General features: G+C 27.8%; 21 protein-coding genes. 16 read left to right on the top strand and 5 right to left on the bottom strand.

Features of this window, described 5'->3' with window-relative positions; translation table 11 throughout:
• Positions 1 to 30: 30 nt before the first annotated feature.
• The 4 genes from ACYQ1U_RS02930 to ACYQ1U_RS02915 are packed head-to-tail and all read left to right on the top strand — an operon-like array spanning position 31 to position 5,945.
• Positions 31 to 588: a TetR/AcrR family transcriptional regulator gene (locus ACYQ1U_RS02930; protein ID WP_459884134.1), complete on the top strand. Its 558-nt coding sequence runs from the start codon at positions 31 to 33 to the stop codon at positions 586 to 588.
• A complete protein-coding gene (locus tag ACYQ1U_RS02925; protein ID WP_459884132.1) occupies positions 585 to 1,844 on the top strand; it encodes a TolC family protein in 1,260 nt (419 codons plus the stop codon). The genes ACYQ1U_RS02930 and ACYQ1U_RS02925 overlap by 4 nt, the downstream gene beginning before the upstream one ends.
• Positions 1,841 to 2,920, top strand: coding sequence for an efflux RND transporter periplasmic adaptor subunit (locus ACYQ1U_RS02920; protein WP_459884129.1), 1,080 nt, complete (start codon positions 1,841 to 1,843; stop codon positions 2,918 to 2,920). The genes ACYQ1U_RS02925 and ACYQ1U_RS02920 overlap by 4 nt, the downstream gene beginning before the upstream one ends.
• Positions 2,913 to 5,945, top strand: a complete 3,033-nt coding sequence (locus ACYQ1U_RS02915; protein ID WP_459884126.1) for an efflux RND transporter permease subunit — start codon at positions 2,913 to 2,915, stop codon at positions 5,943 to 5,945. Before ACYQ1U_RS02920 ends, ACYQ1U_RS02915 begins: the two co-directional genes overlap by 8 nt.
• A gap of 18 nt (positions 5,946 to 5,963) precedes the next feature.
• Here the strand turns inward: ACYQ1U_RS02915 and ACYQ1U_RS02910 are convergent, their stop codons facing one another.
• Positions 5,964 to 6,659: a flagellin gene (locus ACYQ1U_RS02910; RefSeq protein ID WP_459884123.1), complete on the bottom strand. Its 696-nt coding sequence runs from the start codon at positions 6,657 to 6,659 to the stop codon at positions 5,964 to 5,966.
• A gap of 76 nt (positions 6,660 to 6,735) precedes the next feature.
• Here ACYQ1U_RS02910 and ACYQ1U_RS02905 point away from each other — a divergent pair, with 76 nt between their 5' ends.
• Both ACYQ1U_RS02905 and ACYQ1U_RS02900 read left to right on the top strand, forming a co-directional pair.
• Entirely contained in the window at positions 6,736 to 7,497 is a 762-nt protein-coding gene (locus tag ACYQ1U_RS02905; RefSeq protein ID WP_459884120.1) for an ABC transporter ATP-binding protein, read from the top strand.
• Positions 7,498 to 8,229 (top strand): efflux RND transporter periplasmic adaptor subunit, encoded by a 732-nt coding sequence (locus ACYQ1U_RS02900; protein WP_459884118.1) that lies wholly within the window; start codon positions 7,498 to 7,500, stop codon positions 8,227 to 8,229.
• Here ACYQ1U_RS02900 and ACYQ1U_RS02895 read toward each other — a convergent pair whose 3' ends face one another.
• Both ACYQ1U_RS02895 and dapE read right to left on the bottom strand, forming a co-directional pair.
• Entirely contained in the window at positions 8,230 to 8,439 is a 210-nt protein-coding gene (locus ACYQ1U_RS02895; RefSeq protein WP_459884115.1) for a succinyl-diaminopimelate desuccinylase, read from the bottom strand.
• Positions 8,436 to 9,533 carry a succinyl-diaminopimelate desuccinylase gene (gene dapE, locus ACYQ1U_RS02890; RefSeq protein ID WP_459884111.1) on the bottom strand — a complete coding sequence of 366 codons (1,098 nt, stop codon included), beginning with the start codon at positions 9,531 to 9,533 and terminating at the stop codon, positions 8,436 to 8,438. The genes ACYQ1U_RS02895 and dapE overlap by 4 nt, the downstream gene beginning before the upstream one ends.
• A 194-nt stretch (positions 9,534 to 9,727) precedes the next feature.
• Between dapE and ACYQ1U_RS02885 the strand changes: the two genes are divergently transcribed.
• The 7 genes from ACYQ1U_RS02885 (at position 9,728) to ACYQ1U_RS02855 (ending at position 16,740) form a co-directional block, all read left to right on the top strand.
• Positions 9,728 to 10,162 carry a helix-turn-helix domain-containing protein gene (locus ACYQ1U_RS02885; protein ID WP_459884108.1) on the top strand — a complete coding sequence of 145 codons (435 nt, stop codon included), beginning with the start codon at positions 9,728 to 9,730 and terminating at the stop codon, positions 10,160 to 10,162.
• Complete coding sequence (locus ACYQ1U_RS02880) at positions 10,158 to 10,727, top strand: IS630 family transposase (protein WP_459886377.1); 570 nt, start codon at positions 10,158 to 10,160, stop codon at positions 10,725 to 10,727. Before ACYQ1U_RS02885 ends, ACYQ1U_RS02880 begins: the two co-directional genes overlap by 5 nt.
• A 556-nt stretch (positions 10,728 to 11,283) precedes the next feature.
• Positions 11,284 to 13,320, top strand: coding sequence for an NAD-dependent DNA ligase LigA (ligA, locus tag ACYQ1U_RS02875; protein ID WP_459884105.1), 2,037 nt, complete (start codon positions 11,284 to 11,286; stop codon positions 13,318 to 13,320).
• The gene (locus ACYQ1U_RS02870) at positions 13,304 to 13,597 is read left to right on the top strand and encodes an ATP-dependent Clp protease adaptor ClpS (RefSeq protein ID WP_459884102.1); all 294 of its coding nucleotides are present in this window, start codon (positions 13,304 to 13,306) and stop codon (positions 13,595 to 13,597) included. The genes ligA and ACYQ1U_RS02870 overlap by 17 nt, the downstream gene beginning before the upstream one ends.
• Positions 13,598 to 15,781, top strand: a complete 2,184-nt coding sequence (locus ACYQ1U_RS02865) for an AAA family ATPase (protein ID WP_459884099.1) — start codon at positions 13,598 to 13,600, stop codon at positions 15,779 to 15,781.
• Positions 15,765 to 16,478 carry a leucyl/phenylalanyl-tRNA--protein transferase gene (gene aat, locus ACYQ1U_RS02860; RefSeq protein ID WP_459884096.1) on the top strand — a complete coding sequence of 238 codons (714 nt, stop codon included), beginning with the start codon at positions 15,765 to 15,767 and terminating at the stop codon, positions 16,476 to 16,478. The genes ACYQ1U_RS02865 and aat overlap by 17 nt, the downstream gene beginning before the upstream one ends.
• Positions 16,444 to 16,740, top strand: coding sequence for a DUF7132 family protein (locus tag ACYQ1U_RS02855; protein ID WP_459884093.1), 297 nt, complete (start codon positions 16,444 to 16,446; stop codon positions 16,738 to 16,740). The genes aat and ACYQ1U_RS02855 overlap by 35 nt, the downstream gene beginning before the upstream one ends.
• On the opposite strand, the gene ACYQ1U_RS02850 is transcribed toward ACYQ1U_RS02855, so the two are convergent.
• A complete protein-coding gene (locus ACYQ1U_RS02850) occupies positions 16,737 to 17,360 on the bottom strand; it encodes a S24 family peptidase (protein ID WP_459884090.1) in 624 nt (207 codons plus the stop codon). The genes ACYQ1U_RS02855 and ACYQ1U_RS02850 overlap by 4 nt on opposite strands.
• 243 nt (positions 17,361 to 17,603) lie before the next feature.
• On the opposite strand from ACYQ1U_RS02850, the gene ACYQ1U_RS02845 reads away from it, so the two are divergent.
• The gene (locus ACYQ1U_RS02845; RefSeq protein ID WP_459884087.1) at positions 17,604 to 18,842 is read left to right on the top strand and encodes a Y-family DNA polymerase; all 1,239 of its coding nucleotides are present in this window, start codon (positions 17,604 to 17,606) and stop codon (positions 18,840 to 18,842) included.
• On the opposite strand, the gene ACYQ1U_RS02840 is transcribed toward ACYQ1U_RS02845, so the two are convergent.
• Positions 18,813 to 20,072 (bottom strand): MgtC/SapB family protein, encoded by a 1,260-nt coding sequence (locus tag ACYQ1U_RS02840; RefSeq protein ID WP_459884084.1) that lies wholly within the window; start codon positions 20,070 to 20,072, stop codon positions 18,813 to 18,815. The genes ACYQ1U_RS02845 and ACYQ1U_RS02840 overlap by 30 nt on opposite strands.
• A 64-nt stretch (positions 20,073 to 20,136) precedes the next feature.
• Here ACYQ1U_RS02840 and mobB point away from each other — a divergent pair, with 64 nt between their 5' ends.
• Positions 20,137 to 20,622, top strand: a complete 486-nt coding sequence (gene mobB / locus ACYQ1U_RS02835) for a molybdopterin-guanine dinucleotide biosynthesis protein B (protein WP_459884081.1) — start codon at positions 20,137 to 20,139, stop codon at positions 20,620 to 20,622.
• Positions 20,623 to 20,659: 37 nt separating this feature from the next.
• Complete coding sequence (locus ACYQ1U_RS02830) at positions 20,660 to 21,520, top strand: class 1 fructose-bisphosphatase (protein WP_459884078.1); 861 nt, start codon at positions 20,660 to 20,662, stop codon at positions 21,518 to 21,520.

Genomic DNA, 21,520 nt, shown 5'->3' with positions numbered 1-21,520 from the left:
TACTTACTTACTAGTAAGTAAGGAGAAGACTTGAATACAAAAGATAAAATTTTAAAAATTGCAAAAAAAGAGTTTTCAAAAAATGGATATGCAAACACTTCTCTTGATGTGATAGCTAAAAAAGTAGGAGTTAGTAAACCAGCAATTTATTACTATTTTAAAAGCAAAAAAGACCTTTATAATGAAATATTTAAAATAGTTTTTGATAAGTTTAATTTAGAACTGACAGGAGAGTTAGAGGTTGACTTAAGAAGTTACATTGAAAAAGTATCAGTTTTTTTAAGTGATGTTGAATTTGCAAAAATATTTTCAATGGAGCTTAGTAGTGGAATGAGAAATTTAAAAGAAGAAGCTATTATTGACATTGTAAAGCTTTTAAAAATTTTATCAGAAATATTAAAAGACACTAATATTAATCCTTTTTTCATTCAAACACTTATCATTTCATCTACTATTACTTATATTAATACTTTAAGTATAAGAGAAAAAGTATCAAGAATTGTTGAGAATGAAAAATTAGACCCAAATTTTGATTTGAAAAGTGAACTTATATCCATAATATTAAAGTATGTAAAGGAACGTTTATGAAAGTATTAGCAATCTTTGTTATTGCTGTTTTTAGTTTTGCAGGAATAGATAAGTATCTTGATGCTATAAAGAATACACCTGATAGCAAAATTGATGAGCTAATGATAAAAGAGATGAAAGTTAGTAAAAATAGTGTGGTAAGTTCTCTTTATCCTAAAGTGAGTATTTTTTCCAGTATTGAGCATTTTTCAACTCCTACTAGTCTAAGGCCACTGCCTCCAACTGAGGTTAATGAAATAGCAACGCAAGGTGGAGGCTATCCTTTTTCTCAAAACATTGAAAAAATAGGTTTTAGTATTTCAATGCCACTTTTTATAAAGTCTATTTATGATAATAAAAAAAGGATGGAATATTTATTAAGAGCTTCGAAATATCAGTCTCAAATAAATATCTTAAAAAGAGAAGCGCTTTTAATAGTAGAGATTAGTAACTACAATTATCTTTTGGATTTAAAAGAAGCACTTCTTCAGAAAAAAAGCTCTATTATTAAAACAATAAACGCTATAAAAGTAGGTGTTGAAGTTGGAAGGATACCTGAGTTTAAGCTTATTAGACTAAAAGATGCTCTTTTAAGCATTGAACTAAAGATTAAATCAATCGAAAATGCAATAAATAAATCAAAATCAAAAATTTATCAACTAACAAAACTTCAAGTTTATAAAAAGATAAACTTTAAAGCTTTTATGCCACAAAAAAAAGAATTTTTGTCTCTAAAACCTATTAAAGAAAAGATAATTGCTTCTAAGTATCTTATAAAGTCAAGTGAGGATAAATTTTTGCCAAAGTTTTCTTTAATGTCAAATGGCTACAGAGCTTTTGCAAAAGCTTATGACAATGATAAAGATTTAGCACTTAATTTTGCAAGTATAGGAATTTATATGGAATGGAGCGTTTTTGATAGAAAAAACAGCTCTGAAATACAAAAATCAAAACTTGAGTATATGAAAAATAGACTGCTTTTTCAAAAAACTTTAAAAGATTTAGAAGCTAATGAAAAAGAACTGCTAAACAATATAAAAAATCTGGAAAATGCAATAAAACTTGCTAAAAAATCATTAAAACTAAAAGAAGATTTATTAAAAAAAGCAAAAGTTGCATTTGAGTTAAATGAGATGAATGTAGATGAGTATTTAGGTTATGAAGATGAGTTAGCTGATGTAAAAGCAAAACTTTCAGAATTTATCGCCCAAAAAAATTCAATGATAGCTAATTTGGCTTTTATTTATGGAAGTAACTATAAAAGGATATTCAAATGAAAAAGTTTATCAGTGCTTTAATTGTTGTAGCTTTAGTAGTTGGTGGTGTTATGATTATAAAGAAAAAAAATCTAGAAGATTCAAAAGAAAAAACAGCAAAAATATATCCTTTAAATGTTGATGTTGTGTATTTAAAAGAAGGTAATGTAACTTTAACACTGCCTTATATAGCACAAGTTAAAAGTGATGAGAATGTAATAATTACTTCAAAATTTGCAGGGAAGATTCTTTATATAAAACCTCTTGGTGAAAAAGTAAAAAAGGGTGAAGTAGTTTTAAGAGTAGATAATAGTGCTTTAAAAGCGAAACTAAGTGAGGTAGATTCGAATATAAATTCACTAAAGAGTTTAATAAGTGCTGACAAGATTGCATTAGATACTCTAAAAACAACTCATATAAGAACTAAAAAACTTCTTGAAGTAAAAATGGCTTCAATTGAACAGTTTGAGAGTGAAAAAAGCAAAATTGCTACATTAGAAGCTAAAATAAAAGGCGAAGAAAATAAACTTAATGCTCTTTATTCACTCAAACAATCAATTTTAAATGATTTGTCTTACACTGATATTAAATCACCGATTAATGGAATTGTCAGCAATAAATTTTTGAATATTAATGAAACTATTTTTCCAGGAAAGCCAGCTTTAAAGATTAGTGTGAGAGAAAAAAATTATTTGTTTTTAAACACTAATGAATCAATAACAGGAGTATTATACAAAGGAAGTTTTTATGAAGCTAAGGCTCTAAACTCTACTTTAAATGGGCTTAAAACATATAAAATAGATGTGAATGACCCAAATCTTGTAAGTGGAGAGAAGGTAAATGTAGATGTAGTAATGTTTAGAGGAAAAGCTGTTTTAATTCCTTTTGATGCGATTTTTAGAATTAATGGAAAAGATTATATTTTTGAAGTAAAAGACAATAAAGTAAATATAAAACAAATAACTGTGATATCAAGTGGGAAAGAGGGTGTTGTATGTAAAGAGAAAATAACCTCTCCTTTAATAAAAGCAGCACCTGATATTTTGCTTAAAATAAAAGCTGGGTATCCTGTGAATGTAAGGAACTCTGATGTTTGAGTTTTTTTACAGACGCTCTCATTTGCTTTTTTCAATAATTGCTGGTATGTTTATTTTTGGAGTGCTGGGACTAATTAAAATGCCACAAAATCTTTTTCCTGAGGCAAACAGACCAGAAGTTTTAATTTTTACTACAATTCCAGGGGCTAGTGCAAAAGTAGCTGCTTCTACTGTTTCAAAACCAATTGAAGAAGAACTTGCAACATTAAGCAATGTATATGAAATAAAATCTACAAATGTAGCAAACTTTTCAATAGTTAGAGTTGTGTTTGATTATAAAAAAACTCTTCAAGAAGCGGCAGTTGATGTAACTAATGCTATAAATAGAATAAAATCAAACTTACCTGCTAATGTAATAAGCTCAATCTATTTAGTAGGAGATTTTACAGCACCTATTGATGTTTTTGCTCTTATTCCAAATGGTAATATAACTTTGCCTGAAATTAGAAAAATAGCTTCATCTATTATAAAACCAAAACTTTTATCAAATCCAAATATTGGAAATGTTGAGGTGTTTGGCGGATATGAGAGTGCAGTTATGATAAAAATAGACCCGTTTGTATTAAAAAAATATAACCTTACATTAAATAAAGTGATAAACTCTATTAGAACTATTATAAAAGACACTCCTATTGGATTTATGAAAAACGATTCAAACTTTTTTACACTAAGCTATTATGGACAAAAAGACAATATCGAAAAATTAAAAAATATATTTATAGCACCAAATATAAAACTTGCAGATATTGCAGATATAAAGTGGACATACCAGACAAATAATTCTGCTTATGTAGGTAACAATGCTGAGGCTATAGCTATAAGTGTTCAAAGACCAATTTCAGGAAGTGTCCTTGTAACAAGTGACGTGGCAAGAGAGATTATGAAAGAAATTCAAAAAGAGTATCCAAATATTAAGATTGAAATATCAGATACTCAGCGAAATCTTATAGAAACTTCAAATGACAATATGTTAGAAGCTTTAAGGGATGCAATATTTTATACATTATTGGTGCTGCTCTTATTTTTAGCAAATTTAAGGTCGCTTCTAGCTGCTGCTATTTCAATTCCTATGGTCTTTTTTGGGACTATTGCATATTTGTATATTACAGGAAATGAACTGAATATTGTAATATTTACCGCTATAATCTTAGCTCTTGGGATGCTTACAGATGATGCAGTTGTGGTATTGGAGAATATCGAAAGACATATGCAAGAGGGAGATGAAAATGCTATATATAATGGGACTAAAGAGGTTTTAAAGCCAGTATTTGCAGGGACATTTTCTACAATAGTGGTAATTTTTCCTTTAATGTTTGTTGGAGGATATCCTGAGAAGATTTTTAAACCTTTAGTAGAGACTTTAATTGTATCACTTTTAATTTCATGGTTTGTTTCAATTACTTTTATTCCAAAACTTGCAGTATATCTATACAAAAATGGTACAGAAAAATTAAAAATAGAGAGGTTTTTTGAAAAACTTTATCAAAATACATTTGCAAGACTAATTCCAAGTTATATTCAAATACTTTTATTTTCACGCAAACACTTTATAAGAAGAATATTGCTTATAGCAGGGGCTATAATGTTGTTAGTGATTACTGTAAAAAATGTAGCACCTACAGCTGGTAGAGACTTAATGCCTCCAATGGATACTGGTATAATGAAAGCAAATTTTGAATTTTCTGCAAATTTAAATGTAGATGAGACAAAAAATAGAATAAAACCACTATTACAATGGCTAAATAGTGAGCCTTGGGTATTAAAAACTTCTATTTCAATTGGTACAGAAAAAGGAGTATTATCACTTGGAGCTAATGGAGGAGGAAATAGTGTAAGTATGACAATTATTGCAACTGATAGATTTCATCGTAACAAAACCATCTGGCAATTAGAACAAGACCTAAGAGACAAAATCGCTTCATTAAAAGGTGTTAAAGACATAGCAGTATTTGATTATGGTGCAACTGCTTTATCTACTATTAAAGCACCTCTTGATGTTCAATTTAGAAGTGATAATTTAGACGAACTTCCTAATTTAGCTAAGCAAGCTAAAAAAGCCTTATATGAAGTAAAGGGTCTTACTACCATTAAACAGAGCTGGGATAAAGATTTTCAAGAGGTAGTAATAAAAATAGATACTAATAAAGCCCTTTATTATGGAGTAACTCCTCTTGATATTATTTCACAAATTGCATTGAAAGACCAAGGAATTGTTATATATGCTTATACATCAATGAAGTCGGATTTAATAAGGGTTAGATTTGATAAAAATATTGAAAAAAATATTCAAATTCTAAAAACAATTCCTATTATTACAAAAAAAGGAGAAATTACATTAGGAGATATTGCAAAAATTGATACTCAATTTACATATTCAAAAATTGACAGATACAATCTAAAATATGCAATTGACTTAGAAGGTTATAGAAATACAAGACCTATAAGTAAAATTACTGATGATAGTAATGAAATTTTAAAATCTCACAATATAAACAACTACTATCAAATGGGTGATATAAAAGAGATGAATAATGCCTTTAGTAGACTTTTTAGTGCCATTGCAGTTGGGATAATATTGCTAATACTTACATTAATGGTAGTTTACAGGTCTTTAAAGCTATCTATAATTATGATAATTGTATTGCCTTTATCGTTAATAGGTGCACTTTGGAGTTTAATTATTGCTGGAAAACCTCTATGTATGCCAAGTATGGTCGGTATTTTATTGTTATTTGGAATAATTATTAAAAACTCGGTATTATTGATAGATTTTTATAATGAGTTTAGAAAAGTTGGGAATTTACCTTTTGAATCAGCTATAATGAGCGTAAAAACAAGGTTTAGACCAGTTATGATGACTGCTTTTAGCACAATTGCGGGAATGATTCCAATAGCACTCGAACAAGCTATAGGACTTGAAAGATTATCACCAATTGCAGATGTTGCAATAGGAGGACTTTTAGTAGGAACTATTTTGACACTTATTTATATTCCAATGTTTGCATATATAGTTGATAAAAAATAAAAAGCTCATTTGAGCTTTTTAGCTAAGTAAATTCATTAAATTTTGTTGTGATATATTGAATTGATGAGCTTGTGCAAGTATAGTTGCGTTTAGTTTTATTTCATTGTTTTTTAAATCCATAACACTTTTTGCAATATTAACTTCATTTTGAGATTTTGAGTTTGATAAATTTACGACATAATTTGCTAAATTGTCTACTTTTGATGTGGCTTCATTTTGGAATGCACCAATATTGCTTCTTGCATTATTTAGAGCTTTTTCAAAATCATCAATATTATCCACTGAGAAACTTGGCATAGATGTATTGACACTTATTCCGTTAAAATTAAATTCTCCAAAAACACTTTTTTCATTATAAGTAGTTTGATTCAAAATATCATTAATATTTTGGACATATTTTTGTATTTCAGTATTGATTGCTGATAAATTATCGCTATTTAATGTAGCATTATTTGCTGCTACTTGAAGAGTTTTAATATTATTTAAATTATCACTGATTGAGTTTAATGCCCCGTCTGCTATTTGCATAAAACCAATTGCTTCATTGAAATTATTTATCTCCTGCATAGATGTATCTATTTCAGAATTAAATACATCTTGGACAAAATTATTTACAGTTTCGTTAACTTTTGCTGGATTTGCTATTTTTTCTATATTTTCATTAACTTTATTTAAGTTATTATTGATATAATTAGTTAAAGTATTGATTTTCATTTGAAACCCCCTTAAATGTTCTATATATATTATACCACATTTTTGATAAAATTTAAGAAAACTTTAAGGCTATTTTATGATTAGAATTAGACATTTAAAAAAAGTATTTGGAACAAAAGAAGTCTTAAAAGATGTAAACTTAGATATTGAAGATGGAAAGATTACTTATATTTTGGCACTCTCTGGACAAGGAAAATCAACAGTTGTTAAACATATAGTAGGGCTTCTTAAGCCTACAGCCGGTGATATTTGGGTAGATGATATAAATGTAGCAAAGGTTGATTTGAAAACTTTATACGAAATTAGAAAAAAAGTTGGGTTTACTTTTCAAGCAGGAGCACTTTTTGATAGTATGACTATTTATGAAAATGTAGCTTTTCCTTTAAGAGAACATACAAAAATGAAAGAAAAAGAAATAAAAAAAAGAGTTTTTGATACTCTTGAGATGGTAGGTTTAGAAGCTAAAAGGGTTGCTTTTCTTTATCCTCATGAACTTAGTGGTGGTATGAGAAAAAGAGCGGCAACAGCCAGGGCAATAATACTAAAACCTAAATATATCCTTTATGATGAACCAACAAGTGGTTTAGATCCAGTTATAAGTGATAGAGTTACAAGAATGATTATGGACTTGAATAAAAATCATAATATTACAAGTGTTGTAATTTCACATGATTTGAAAGAAACTTTTAAAAGTGCAGATTATATTGCTTTTTTATATAACGGTGAAATAATAGAATATGCAGATGTGGAAGGCTTTAAAAACTCTAAAAACCATATAGTTAGAGCTTTTATAGAAGGAAACAGTGAAATGTTTGAAAAAATATCCCAAGGAGTTTAGATGAAAAAGTTTTTTATTTTGTTAGGCGCGATAGTTTTATTTGCTTTTAATGCAAGAGTAGAACCTTTTGATGTGTTTTTGATTAAATCTAGCGTGGCAGGAAGTGTAACAGCTATTAAAAAAGAAGTAGAAGCAAAAGAGTATAAAGGAATTATAGTAAAAATTGATGATAAACAAGAACAAATTGAACTAAAAAATTTAAAAACTCAAGCAAAGTTCTTAAAAGAAGAGATAAAAAATCAAGAATTAATAGTAAAAAGAAAATATGATACATATAAAAGGTATGAAGAACTAAAAACAAAATCTCTTGATGAAAAGAATATTAAGTTTTATGATTATATAAGTGCGAAAAATCAGTTAATAAACTTAAAGACTCAGCTAAATAATACTTTGAGTTCTATTGAGAAATTAAAAGATACAATTAATAAAAAAAATATTATTGTTAATGGGTATATAAATAAAATTTTGGTAAATAAGGGAGATTATATTGCACCTGGTACACCAATAGTTGAAGTAGATGATATTAAAAAACAAAAATTAGTAATTTATGTTCCAATTGATGAAATTGAAAATATTAAAAATAAAAAAATTTATATAAATAATAAACCAAGTAATTTTAGAGTGTATAAAGTTTGGGTTGTACCTGATAGTAAGTATATAACAAGTTATAAAGTAGAATTAATTGGGAGCGGATTAAAACTTGGAGAAATTGTAAAGGTAAGCTTTAAGTAATTAAAACAAAGAAGGAGTAGAATAGTCCTCTTCTTTGTTTGAACTTTTTATTAATTCTCCAATTTCATCTATGTATAAAAAATCAGGAAATTCTATTTCCATTCCTAGTTCATTATAAAAAATTGCTTTATCTCCTCTTATTTCACAAAACTCTAATACATCATCATTGTATAAAATTTTATCTCCTCTTTTTAATTCGTATACTTTCATTCCCACTCTTCTATTATATTTTTAAATATTTTAGACAGTTTATCTACCTCATCTTTTGAGGTTCTCTCATTTGGAGCATGAATTGTGTCGTTTTTTACACCAAATTCCACTACTTTTATGTCATATTTTGCAAAAAACCTTGCATCACTTGTACCACCTGCAGTTGAGTGTTTTGGAGTAATACCTGTTATTTTTTTTATTGCTTTATCTAATGCTTTTACTACTTTTGTGTTAGGGTCTGTTATAAAAGGTTCAGCACTTTGTTTTAACTCAAGTGAATACTTTAAGTTTTTAAAGTTCTCTTCAATATATTTTTTAATTTTTTCAATGTTTGTTTGAGTATTGTTTCTCACATTAAACATCATTTGAAGTTCACCTGGAGTTACATTTGTAACTTTCATACCAGCTCTTATATCAGTGATTACAAGTTTGCTAGGAGCAAAATATTCATCTCCATTATCTAAATTAATACCTGCAATATTAGGTAATATTTTTGCTATTTGATGAATCGGGTTTATCGATTTTTCAGGGTATGCTGCATGTCCTTGAAGCCCTTTTAGTGTTAGATAGCCATTAATTGATCCTCTTCTACCAATTTTAATGGCATCACCAAAAACTTCTTCACAAGTTGGCTCAGCTACTATCGCAAAGTCAGGTAAAAGATTTTTGTCTTTTAAAATTTCTAGCATATATCTTGTACCCCAAATTGCATCACCTTCTTCATCACTTGTAATAAGAGCAGATAGTGTTCCATTAAAGTTTTTTGCGTTTTTCATAGCCCATAGAAATGCTGCAAGGCCACTTTTCATATCTTGAGTACCTCTTGCATATATAAATCCATCTTTTTCAGTAGGATTGAAAGGGTTAGTTTGCCAACCATTTCCTGGTGGTACTACATCTATATGTCCACCAAAACATAGATGTTCACCTTCACCAAATTTTTTAAAAATAAATAAATTTTTAACTCCTTCTTTTTCATTTTCAATTACTTCAAAATCATTAAGATATTCTTTTATAAACTTTATTGCTCCTGCATCGTTTGGTGTGATTGAAGGAAAAGATAATAGTTTTTTAAATAAAGTTATAATATCCATTATTATCCTTTTTTTGTTTTTGCATAAGTTTACCATATTGTTAGTGAAAAGATTAAAGTTATATATTAGATGTTATTTTTTAAAGTTTTCAATCATATATAAGTAATCTTTTAAATTTTCAAATCGGTGATTCCCTCCATATTCTACAATTATACCAATTCCAAAATACCTAAGAACTTATATATAATAACTTTATGAGAGTAGTAAAATATAAAGAATTAATAAAAGAGAGTGTAGAAGAGTTGGAGGAGTTGTTAAGAAAAGAGAAAGATGAGAGAATTTACAAAAGAATAAAAGTTATTTATCTATTAAAGAAAACCCCAAATATTCAATTAAAAGATGTAAGTGAGAAGTTGGATATAAGCATACAATCAGTAAAGAAATATTGGGGATTATACAGAAGAGGAGGAATAGAGAATTTAAAACTTAATTATAAAGGGAGAATACCAAGATTAAATAAAGAAGAGTTTGAGAAATTCAAAGAAAAAGCAAAAGAAGGGTTTGATAGTCTAAAATCAATGCAAGAATGGATAAAGAAGGAATATAACAAAGAATTATCAATAAAAACAATAAGTTATTGGTGCAAGAAATTAGGTATTAAAAAAAAAGGGCAGACCTTCGAATATTAATAAAGATGAGAATAAAGTAAAAGAGTTTAAAGAGAGAAGAATTAAAGAAATAGTAGAGAATAATCCAAATGCAAGAATAATATTTTATGATGAGAGTAGATTTGGGTTGATAACAGATGTAGGAAGGAAATGGACAGCAAAAGGAATAAAGCCAATAATATCATATCAACAGAAATATGAATATTTTTATTTATATCAAGCAACAGATATAAAAAGTGAAGAAGATTTTTCAATGTATATGTCACATTTAGATAGTATTTGTTTTAATGAATATTTAAAAAACTTAAGTGAAAAATTTAGAAATGATAATATAGTTTTAATAATGGATAATGCGAATTTTCATAAATCTAAAAAACTTGATATTCCAAAAAATATAAAAATTGAATATCTTCCTCCATATTCGCCAGAGTTAAATCCACAAGAGAGAAGATTTGAAGATATAAAGAAATTTTTAAAAAATATAATATTTAAAACAATAGAAGAATTAGAAAAAAAGTTGAAGAAATTTTACTTTCATATACAAGTGAGCAAATCAAATCTGTGGTTTCTTATAAATATATTATAAAGGCTATGAATATATGAGAATTGGTATTACATAATGCTCACTATACAAAACAAGTAAAAGCTTCAGGATACCTTACAAGTAGTTTATATTTCGGTCAGTTTGAATCACCTATTGTTTTTCATCCTTTTGTAGATATTTTTGGGGTTCAAAAGTTCTTTAGTATTATGGGTTTTACAATGGTGATAATGATAACCTTTTATTTTTTAATGAAAAAGAAAAATTGAGAAAAAATTACCTTATTAGAGATTAAGGATCAAAGTATTGTAAAATAACTCTTTATTTAAAGGGGTAGATAAGCAATTAATGAAAGAAATTTTAGCTACTTTATAAGTATTAATAGGTTTAATCTATAGTCTCAAAAGATTAATAGAATTTTGAATTGTTTCTTTTATTTTAATATTAAAAGAGTTTTTTGTGCTTTGTTATTTTTTTGAGACTTATTTAGTCAATATTAAATGATATATATGCAATTGAATTTTTCATAATGTTTTGTTATAATCTAAGTTACTACTGCAGCTGCAAGTTATGCTACAATAAGTAAAAAAATGGAGTGTTGATGATAAAAAATCACGAAGAGTATAAAAAAGCAGTTGAACTTTTAAAAAAATGGGCATATTATTATTATGTGCTTGATAATCCACTTGTAACGGATGAAGAGTATGATAAATTATATAAAGAAGTTGAAGAATATGAAACACAAAATCCTGATAAGATTGACCCATCTTCTCCAACTAGGAGGGTTGGAGATGTAGTACTTGAAGGGTTTAAAAAATTAAAACATTTAACACGTATGTGGTCAATGGAAGATGTGTTTGATGAGAGTGATTTTAAAGAGTGGGTGAATAGAGTTATAAAACTTAATAAGAATAATTTTAGTTTTTATATTGAGCCTAAATTTGATGGAGCTAGTTTAAATCTTATATATAAAGATGGGAAGTTAATAAAAGCAGGGACTAGAGGTGATGGAGAAATAGGAGAAGATGTAACATTAAATGCAAGAACTATAAAAACTATACCGCTTGAGATTGAATATAAAGGTTTAATAGAAATAAGAGGTGAGGTAGTAATTAAAAAAGAAGATTTTGATAAATTAAATGAAGAGAGAGTCAAAAAAGGTGAGCCTACGTTTGCAAATCCAAGAAATGCAGCAGCAGGAAGTCTTAGACAGTTTGATCCAAAAATTACAGCAAGTAGACCTTTACTATTTTATCCTTGGGGAGTAGGGTATCCTATAGAAGTATTAAATAATAATGAATACACTACTCAGTATGAAAAAGATAAGCTAGAGTTTATAAAAAAATTCAAAACGTATAAAAACTTGATGGATTTTGTATATTCTCTTGGGTTTAAAGAACCACCAAAAAGAGAAGAGTGTAAAACAGTTGACTGTGTGCTTAAAAAATATAATGAATTTATAGAAATTAGAGATAATTTACCGGTAATGCTTGATGGTATGGTAGTAAAAGTAAATGAACTTGAATTACTTGAAGAATTAGGGTATACAACAAAGTATCCAAGATGGATGGTAGCATATAAGTTTCCTGCTATTGAAAAAGAGACAACTTTAAAAGATATTATAGTACAAGTTGGAAGGACTGGAGTTTTAACACCTGTTGCAGTGTTAGAACCTGTTGAAATTGGCGGGGTAGTGGTAGAGAGAGCGACTTTGCATAATTTTGATGAAATTGAAAGATTAGATATAAGAATCGGAGATAAAGTAATAATTATTAGAAGTGGTGATGTGATTCCAAAGATTACTAAAGTTTTATATCATAAAAGAAAAGGTAATGAAAAGAAAATTTCTAGACCTAAAAACTGTCCTGTATGTGGAGCTGAAGTATTAGATGAAGGAGCAATTATAAAATGTCAAAATCTTTCATGCCCTGCAAGGGTAGTAAATACAATAGTTTATGCGGCAAGTCGAAACTCTCTTGATATAGAAGGACTTGGGGAGAGTGTTGCTAGAACACTTTATGAAAATGGGCTAGTAAAAGATATCACTGATTTATTTAATTTAAAAGTAGAAGATTTAGAAACTTTGCCTCTTTTTGCAAGAAAAAAAGCTGAAAATTTAGTAAATGCTATAAAAAAAGTAAAAGGGATTGAGTGCTTTAGATTCGTCAATGCTTTAGGAATTGAGCATATTGGTGAAGTTGCTAGTAAAAAAATATGTGATACTTTTGGAATTGATTTTTACAAATATGATCCAGAAGAGTTTTATAAAATTGAAGGTTTTGGACCTGAAATGGTTAAATCAATTGCTGAATATGTTAGAGTAAATAAAGAAAAACTAAAAAAGTTAATAGAATTAATTCAGCCAAAAAACCCTGAAAAAAAAGAAATTCAAAGCCCGTTTACTGGAAAAACGGTTGTTTTAACCGGAACTATGAGTAAACCTAGAAGTGAAATAAAAAAAATACTAGAAAACCTTGGTGCAAAAGTTACAAATAGTGTTTCTAAAAAAACAGATTTTGTAATTGTTGGAGAAGACCCGGGAAGTAAATATGAAAAAGCTAAAAAACTTGGAGTTATTATTTTAAAGGAAGAAGAAATGTGGAAAATGATAGGAGAAGCTGATGGCAACGAGAATTGAATTTCAGAATGAAATAGACATTTTATTGCCAAAGCTTTATAAAGTTATTTTACTTAATGATGATTATACAACTTTTGATTTTGTTATAGAAATATTAAAAACTGTTTTTGGTAAAACTGAAGAAGAAGCTATTAATTTAACGCTCAAAGTGGATAGAGAAGGCAAAGCAGTTGTTGGAGTCTATCCATATGAGATAGCAGAAATGAAAGTAAATAAAGTTCATACTTTAGCACGAAATGCTGGTTATCCACTTAGAGCTAGAATAGAGGAGGAATAGATGCAAATTACTGAAACTTTAAGAAAAATACTAAATGAAATTGTAATGGAGGCAAAACGCAGGAAAAATGAGTATATTACAGTTGATCATGCGTTTTATGTTTTATTAAAAGATAAAAATATTCGTGCTATTTTGGAAGATGTAGGTGTTGATATTGATTATATTAGAAGAGGACTTGATTATTATCTTGATACTTATATTGAAAAAGTACCGGTTGAGACAACTCCGACAGAAACTCTAAATTTTCATAGAGCAACTGAAAGAATGTTTAAACATATTTCAGGGATAAATAAGCCTTATGCTGATGAAATTGACTTTTTTGTAGCACTTCTTGAAGATGAGACAAGTTATGCAACTCAGCTTTTAAGAGAGTTTGGAATTGAAAAAGTAGAAATTGTTGAATATGTAACAGAAATTAAAGATTTAGAAGAGACAAAAAAAATAAATAAAAAAGAAAGTATATTAAATGAATTTACAATAGAGCTTACTTCTATTGCAAAATATTTTGATGATGTTATAGGAAGAGAGAAAGAAATTGATAGAGTTATGCAAATTTTAGCAAGAAGAAAGAAAAATAACCCTATTTTAGTAGGAGAACCTGGTGTTGGAAAAACGGCAGTAGTTGAAGGTCTTGCTAAAAAAATAGCGCTAAAAGAAGTACCAGAAATTCTTAAAGGTAAAAAAATATATTCGCTAGACATGGGAAGTTTGGTAGCTGGTACTAAATATAGAGGTGAATTTGAAAAAAGAATGAAAGCAATTTTAGAAGAACTTAAAAAAGAAAATGAACCTATTTTATTTATTGATGAAATTCATATGATAGTTGGAGCTGGAGCTGCAGGTGATAGTAAAATGGATGTAGCAAACTTATTAAAACCAGCTCTTGCAAGAGGTGAGATTAGATGTATTGGAGCTACTACATATGAAGAGTATAAAAATCATTTTGAAAAAGATAGAGCACTTAATAGAAGATTCCAAAAGATAGATATAAAAGAACCAAGTATTGAAGATACTATAAAAATTCTTGAAGGTTTGAAATCTCGGTATGAAGAGTTTCATAATGTAAGATATTCAAGAGAAGCAATAAAATCAGCAGCAATCTTGGCTAAGAAATATTTAAGAGAAAAATTTTTACCTGATAGTGCTATTGATTTGATTGATGAAGCAGGGGCAAAATATAAACTAAGAGGTAAAAAGTTAATAACAAAAAGTGATATTGAAAGCATTGTAGCAAGCATAGCAAATATTCCAAAAGAGAGTGCAACTCAAAATGAGATTGAAAAACTAAAAAATCTTGAAACTAACTTAAAATCTAAAGTATTTGGTCAAGATGAGGCAATAAAAGAATTAGTTAAAGTAATAAAAAGAAAAAAAGCAGGACTTACTCGAGAAGATAAACCTATTGGAAGTTTTCTTTTTGTAGGGCCAACAGGTGTTGGTAAGACGGAAATTGCAAAACAACTAGCCTTACTTTTAGGTGTAAACTTTTTGAGATTTGATATGAGTGAGTATCAAGAAAAGCATTCAGTTGCAAAACTTATAGGCTCACCTCCTGGTTATGTTGGATATGAAAAAGGAGGACTTTTAACTGAAGCTATAAGAAAAAATCCTCATACTGTATTACTTTTAGATGAGATAGAAAAAGCACATCCTGATATTGTTCAGATTTTGCTTCAAGTTATGGATAATGCTACTTTAACAGATAATGATGGAAGAAAAGCAGATTTTAGAAATGTGATTTTAATTATGACAAGTAATCTTGGAGTTGGTGAAGGAAATGCGCCTGGATTTATGCAAGAGTTTTCTGAATTTAAAGAAGAGGCAATTCATAGATTTTTTGCTCCTGAATTTTTAAATAGACTCGATGCTATTGTTAGGTTTAAGCCTTTAAGTAAAGACTCGATATTACTTGTAGTTGATAAATTTATAAATGAATTACAAGATAAGTTAGCAAATAAAAAAGTAAAAATAAAGCTTACAAAAAGAGCAAAAGAAGCTCTTGCTAAAAAAGGTTATTCAGTAACTTTAGGTGCAAGGCCACTTGCAAGAGTCATTGAGGAAAATATCGTAGAACCATTAAGTGAAGAAATACTTTTTGGAGATTTAAAAAGCGGTGGAAAAGTAAAAATAGATTATGTTAGAGATAAATTTATACTAAAGAGAGAAAATGATAAAAGTAAGTGAAATACCTCCTTTATATCTACTTGATAATTATGAGTTTCCTTCACCATATGAACCTTTTGAAGATGGTTTTGTAGGTGCAAGTTATGACTTGCACCCTAAACGTCTTCTTGAAGGGTATTCAAATGGTTTTTTTCCGTGGTATCAAGATGAAGATGGACTTTATCATTGGTTTGTTTTAAATGAAAGAATGCTTTTAAAAACAGATGAAGTTAAAACTACAAAAAGGCTGAGACAAAAATTAAGAAGTTCTAAATGGGAATTTAAAATAAATACCCGGTTTGATGATGTAATTAGAATGTGTAGTAAAGTAAAAAGAAAGTTTGAAAGTGGAACATGGATAAATGAAGGTTTTATTGAAGCTTATACTGAACTTCATAGACTTGGGTACGCTATGTCTGTTGAGAGTTATTATGAAGGTGAGCTTGTAGGAGGTTTTTATGGAGTAGCTATAAATAAATATTTTAGTGGTGAGAGCATGTTTCATATAAAACCAGACGCTAGTAAATTGGCACTTATTTATTTTTGTAATGTTTTAAAAGAAAATGGTATTGAATATATAGACTGTCAAGTCCCTAGTGAACATCTTGGAAGAATGGGAGGAAAGGTGTATAAAAAGCAAGAATTTATACCAATAATTCAAAAAGCCGCAAAAGGATATATAGATGAAAACATTAAAAGAGTGGAGTGTCTTAATTGAACTTGTAAAAACAAAAACTGGATCTTTTTTATATAAAATTAATCTAGATGAAAATCATTACTTTCTAGAACAAAATCCTCTAAAAGATTCAAAATATGGTGTTGCTTATAGAGAATTAAAACAAAAGCTTCCTGAATTTTATATGTTTTGGGAAATAAAAGATGAAAATTATACAGGAAGAGTTTTAACTGCTAGAATAAGTGATAAAAATGAACTTGACGAGTTTATAGAGAATTTAATAGGAGATCAATTTAAAACTTAACTAAAAATTTTTATAACTTTTCCTACTATTTCTATATCATTTGCTAAAACAGTTTCAACTGGATAAATTTTATTATCTGAGATTAGTTCAATTTCACCGTTACTTTTTAGGTTTACTCTTTTTACGAAAGTTCCGCTGCTTGTAGAAATTACAAAAATTCCACCGTTTGCAATATTTTTATCATTGCGGTTTATGAAAATAATGCTTCCATCTTTAATGGTTGGTTCCATTGAATCACCAATTACATGAATGGCATCAAGATTTTTATCAATTAGCTTTTTGTCTATATAAAGTATTTCATAATTTTCATCAAAATTTATAGCACCTCCACCTGCACTTGCATTTATATTTTTAAAATATTTTATAACAGAAAATTTATCAGTATTTTTTACAATTTCTTCACTATTTTGGTCGAATAGTAACCAGTTTATTGATATTTTTCTTGTTGCACAAAAGTAGGCAATTTCTTCATAGGGAATCTTATTTCTTTTTTTTAACATTGATAGATTTTCGGGAGTGAGATTTAGAGCTTTTGCTACATCTTTATTAAGGATTTTTTCTTTGTTTAATTCTATTGATAATATGTCTTTTATTTTATCAATTATTTTTTCAAAACTCATTGATATCCTTAACAATTTGTTAACTTATTAAGAATAATTATATATTTTTGTTAATATTTTGTCAACTTAAAAATTGAAAATTGAGAATGGAGAATTATTAAAATGAAAAGTGAAAAATTTAAAATGAAGAAATTTGTCCTATTATCGTAGGGTATGTTCGATTACCATTTTTATGATGGTCTGAATGGTCTGGGTGGAGAATTTAGAATGAGCATAATAACTAATGACTAAAAAGGAGCAGTTTTGAAAATACATATTGATTTAGATTCTTTTTTTGTATCTGCTCATAGGATTAAAGATAAAAGCTTAATAAATAAACCTGTAGTAGTTGTTAAAAGGAGTGATAAGGAAATTTTTAAAAATATAAATACAAAATATTTTACTATGAATAAAGGTGCTTTTACTGGTGATCTGATAGCATATAACAAAGAGTATAATAAAAACTATTTTTTAGAGAACGGAAAAGTTAGAGGAATTGTTGTAACGGCAAGCTATGAAGCAAGAGAACTTGGCATAAAAACAGGAACTACTTTAGCACAGGCTCTTAAAATTTATCCGAATTTAATAGTCATAGCCCCAAATTATAAACTTTATCATTTACTTTCATATAAATTAAAGCTTTTCCTTAGAAAAAAAGTTCCAGTTATTGAACAATATAGTATAGATGAGTTTTTTGGAGATTTGCAAGGTTGGATTGATGATGAAAATATTGAGTTTTTTATAAAAGATTTAAAAAATGAAGTTTGGGAGAAGTTTTCTTTGCCTGTATCTATTGGAGCTAGCAAGAGTAAATGGATTGCAAAACTTGCTACTTCTTTTGCTAAGCCTAATGGAATTAAAGTTGTTAGGAATGTTAATGAATTTATAGAAAATATTCCTATTAATAAGTTCCCAGGGATTGGTAAAAATATAGAAAAAAAGTTAAAAGAAAAAGGAATTGTAACTTTAGGAGATGTTAAAAGAAATAAAGAGTATTTTTATTCTTGGGGAAAGAATGGAGTTACCTTATATAATAGAGTTTGTGGAATAGATGAAGAAAATGTTATTGAAAATGAAGATAGAAAAAGTATTGGGATTTCAAGAAGATTTGATCCTGTTTTTAGACGCTCTGAAGTAATTAGAAGAGTGCATATACTTTGTAGATATCTTGCTTTTTTGATAACGAAAAAAAGAGTAAATCCTACATTTTATTATTTAAAGATAAAATATAAAAATGGAAAAAAATCAAAAGCACACATAAAAATTTCAAGAATTTTTAACGAACTGACATTAAAAGAAATTATGAGTATTCTTTTTTATAGAGCAGATATAGAAGATGAAGCTATTGTTAGTATAAGTTTAGTTACTAGTAGATTTAAAAAGGAAAGTAATTTATTTGATTTTGAAAAAGATAAAAGATATGAAAAGTTAAATGAAGCTATTTATAAAATAAGAAATAGATATGGCCTCTCTTCAATAATAAATGCTAATGAGATAATTTAGAATAAAAGAAATTATAAACACCAATAAAATAATAATAAAAAAATTTAGTAATTTTTTAAAAAGTTCTTTTGGGGCTGAAAAGTAGACTATGCTTAATTTAAAAATAGTATTTGATAAGCTTGCTATTACTATTCCTAAGCTTGCATTAATTAATGAAATTTCTTTTTTTGCAAGAGATGAAAGAGATAAAGTAATAGCATCAACATCAGTTAATCCAGATATAAAAGAGATTATATAAATTCCTACATTGCCATATTTGTTGCCTATATAATAAGTTAGTGAATAAATTAGTGCAAATATTATTGCAAATTTTATTGCTTCATTAAGTTCGATAGGGTTTTTTTTAATAATTGAAGGAGTTTGAACACTTGATTTACAGTTTTTATAAAATCTATAAGATAAAAAAACACCTATTATAGTTGTAAAAAGATATGGAAACGCTAAAAATAATGCTAGTTTTTGGTTTATTAAAAGAATTTCAACAAAAACTCTTGTAAACATTATAGTATTTGCAATAGCAATTGCAGCAGCATAGGTAAAAATGGTATGGTTTTTTAGTTTTGAATATATTTTACTAAGAGAATATGTAACAGCTGTACTACTTGCAAATCCACCAGCTGCGCCTATTAGCAATATCCCATATTTTTCACCTACAAATTTAATGGCTAGATATCCTAAAAAAGATAGAGAGGAAATAATTACAGCCATTAACCAAGTTTTATAAGGGTTTATATAATAAACCATCTTGTCAGGAAGATATGGTAAAACTAAGAAAGTTATAGCAAAAAGTAAAATTGCTGCGTTTATATCTTTGCTTGATAGTTTTGATTCTACTGTTTTTAATGTTGTTTTTAGGTTTAATAAAAAAATAAGCACTATAGTAGTAATTATTGCAAAAATGTAGAGTTTTTCATATATTAAAATACCTATAATAAATGCTATTAAAGCACTAAAATTGGTAGTTGTGCCTTGTTTATTATAATGATAAACTTTTAGAAAATATGCTACTGCACTTAATAAAATAACCCCAAAGAAAGTTAAATAAACAAAAAATTGAAATCTTTCGTTAATAAAAGCACTTAAATATCCAAGAAGTGAGATTAAACCAAAAGTTCTGCTTCCTGCAAATCCTTTTTCGTTTTGAGTTTTAAAGGAGATATTTCTCTCAAGTCCTATTAAAAATCCTAAGACAATAGAAAGTATTATAGATTTTAAAAATTCCATATCCATTTTTTATTCCTTTAAAATATTATAACTTATTTTTTTGATAAAATTATGAAAAAAAAGGTAGAATTTGAGAAAAGCTATTGCATTTACGGGCCCAAGTAACTCAGGTAAAACTACATTAATAGAAAAAATTGCAAAAAGACTTATAACTTCATACAAAATCGCAATAATAAAAAATGATCCATCAGATAAGGCTAAGTTTGATCAAGAAGGAAAAGACAGTTTTAGATTTTTTAATACAGGTGCTGAGGTTGTTGTAACCTCTCCAAATAGGACTACTTATTTTTCTCATCGTCAAAAATCTCTTAATGAGATAGTAGATATGATAAATGATTTTGATATTTTGCTTGTTGAAGGATTAAAATATCTTCCCTTGCCAAGACTTGCAGTATTTAGAGGTGAAGTTGATGAGAGTTACTTTAGATATATTAAAGCAGTAGCTATTGATGATAGTATTGATAAAAGTAAAATACCTGAGAATATAGAAATACTTGATTTGAATAATATAGATGAGGTGATAGATTGGATTTTAAGAAATGCTGAAGATATTTAGATTGATTGAGTATGGAGAGTAAAACAAAGGAGAAATAATGACAGAAATTATAAAAGCGATAGAAAATATTGCAGTTGAAATTTATGAAGCAATTAAAACAAAAGATACTGGAAAAGTAGAGTCAGAAAATGCAAGTGGCGATATTCAAGTAAAACTTGATGTAATAAGTGATGAAATAGTAGAGAAAAATTTATTAAAAGTAAAAAGTGTAAAAGAGATTATGAGTGAAGAAAAAGAAAAGCCTGTTAGTAAAAATAATGGAACATATTTAGTAGCTTACGATCCGTTAGATGGAAGTAGTTTAATTGATGTTGATTTGAGTGTTGGAAGTATTTTTGGAATTTATGAGGGTGAGTATAGTGCAGAGAACATAAAAGCAGCAGTTTATGTTGTTTATGGTCCAAGAGTTGAGATGGTTGTTGCAAAAGATGTAGTAAAATTATTTAGACTTAATGAAAAAGAAAAACATTTTGAATTTGTAAAAGAATTAAAACTTAAAGAAAAAGGAAAAATTATAGGCCCTGGAGGCACCCAAAAAAATTGGTTTGAATTTCATAAAGAAATGATAGATAGTTTATTTAAAGAAGGATATAGATTAAGATATAGTGGTGGAATGGTGCCGGATTTACATCAAATTTTATTAAAAGAAGGGGGACTTTTTGCGTATCCTGCAACTACTGATAAATTAAAAGGTAAGCTTAGAAAGCTTTTTGAAGTTTTTCCATTTGCTTATGTTTATAAAAAAGCAGGAGGTGAGGCTGTTGATGGATTTGTAGATTTATTAACACTTAAATGTAATGGGTATCATGATACTACTCCTTGCTTTTTTGGTAGTAAATATGAAATAAATAAAGTTTTAGAAACTTATGAAAAAAATAAAGAAAAGTTAAAGGGATAA

The organism is Caminibacter profundus, from assembly GCF_054657155.1.
This window is presented reverse-complemented; position numbering and strand designations above follow the sequence as displayed.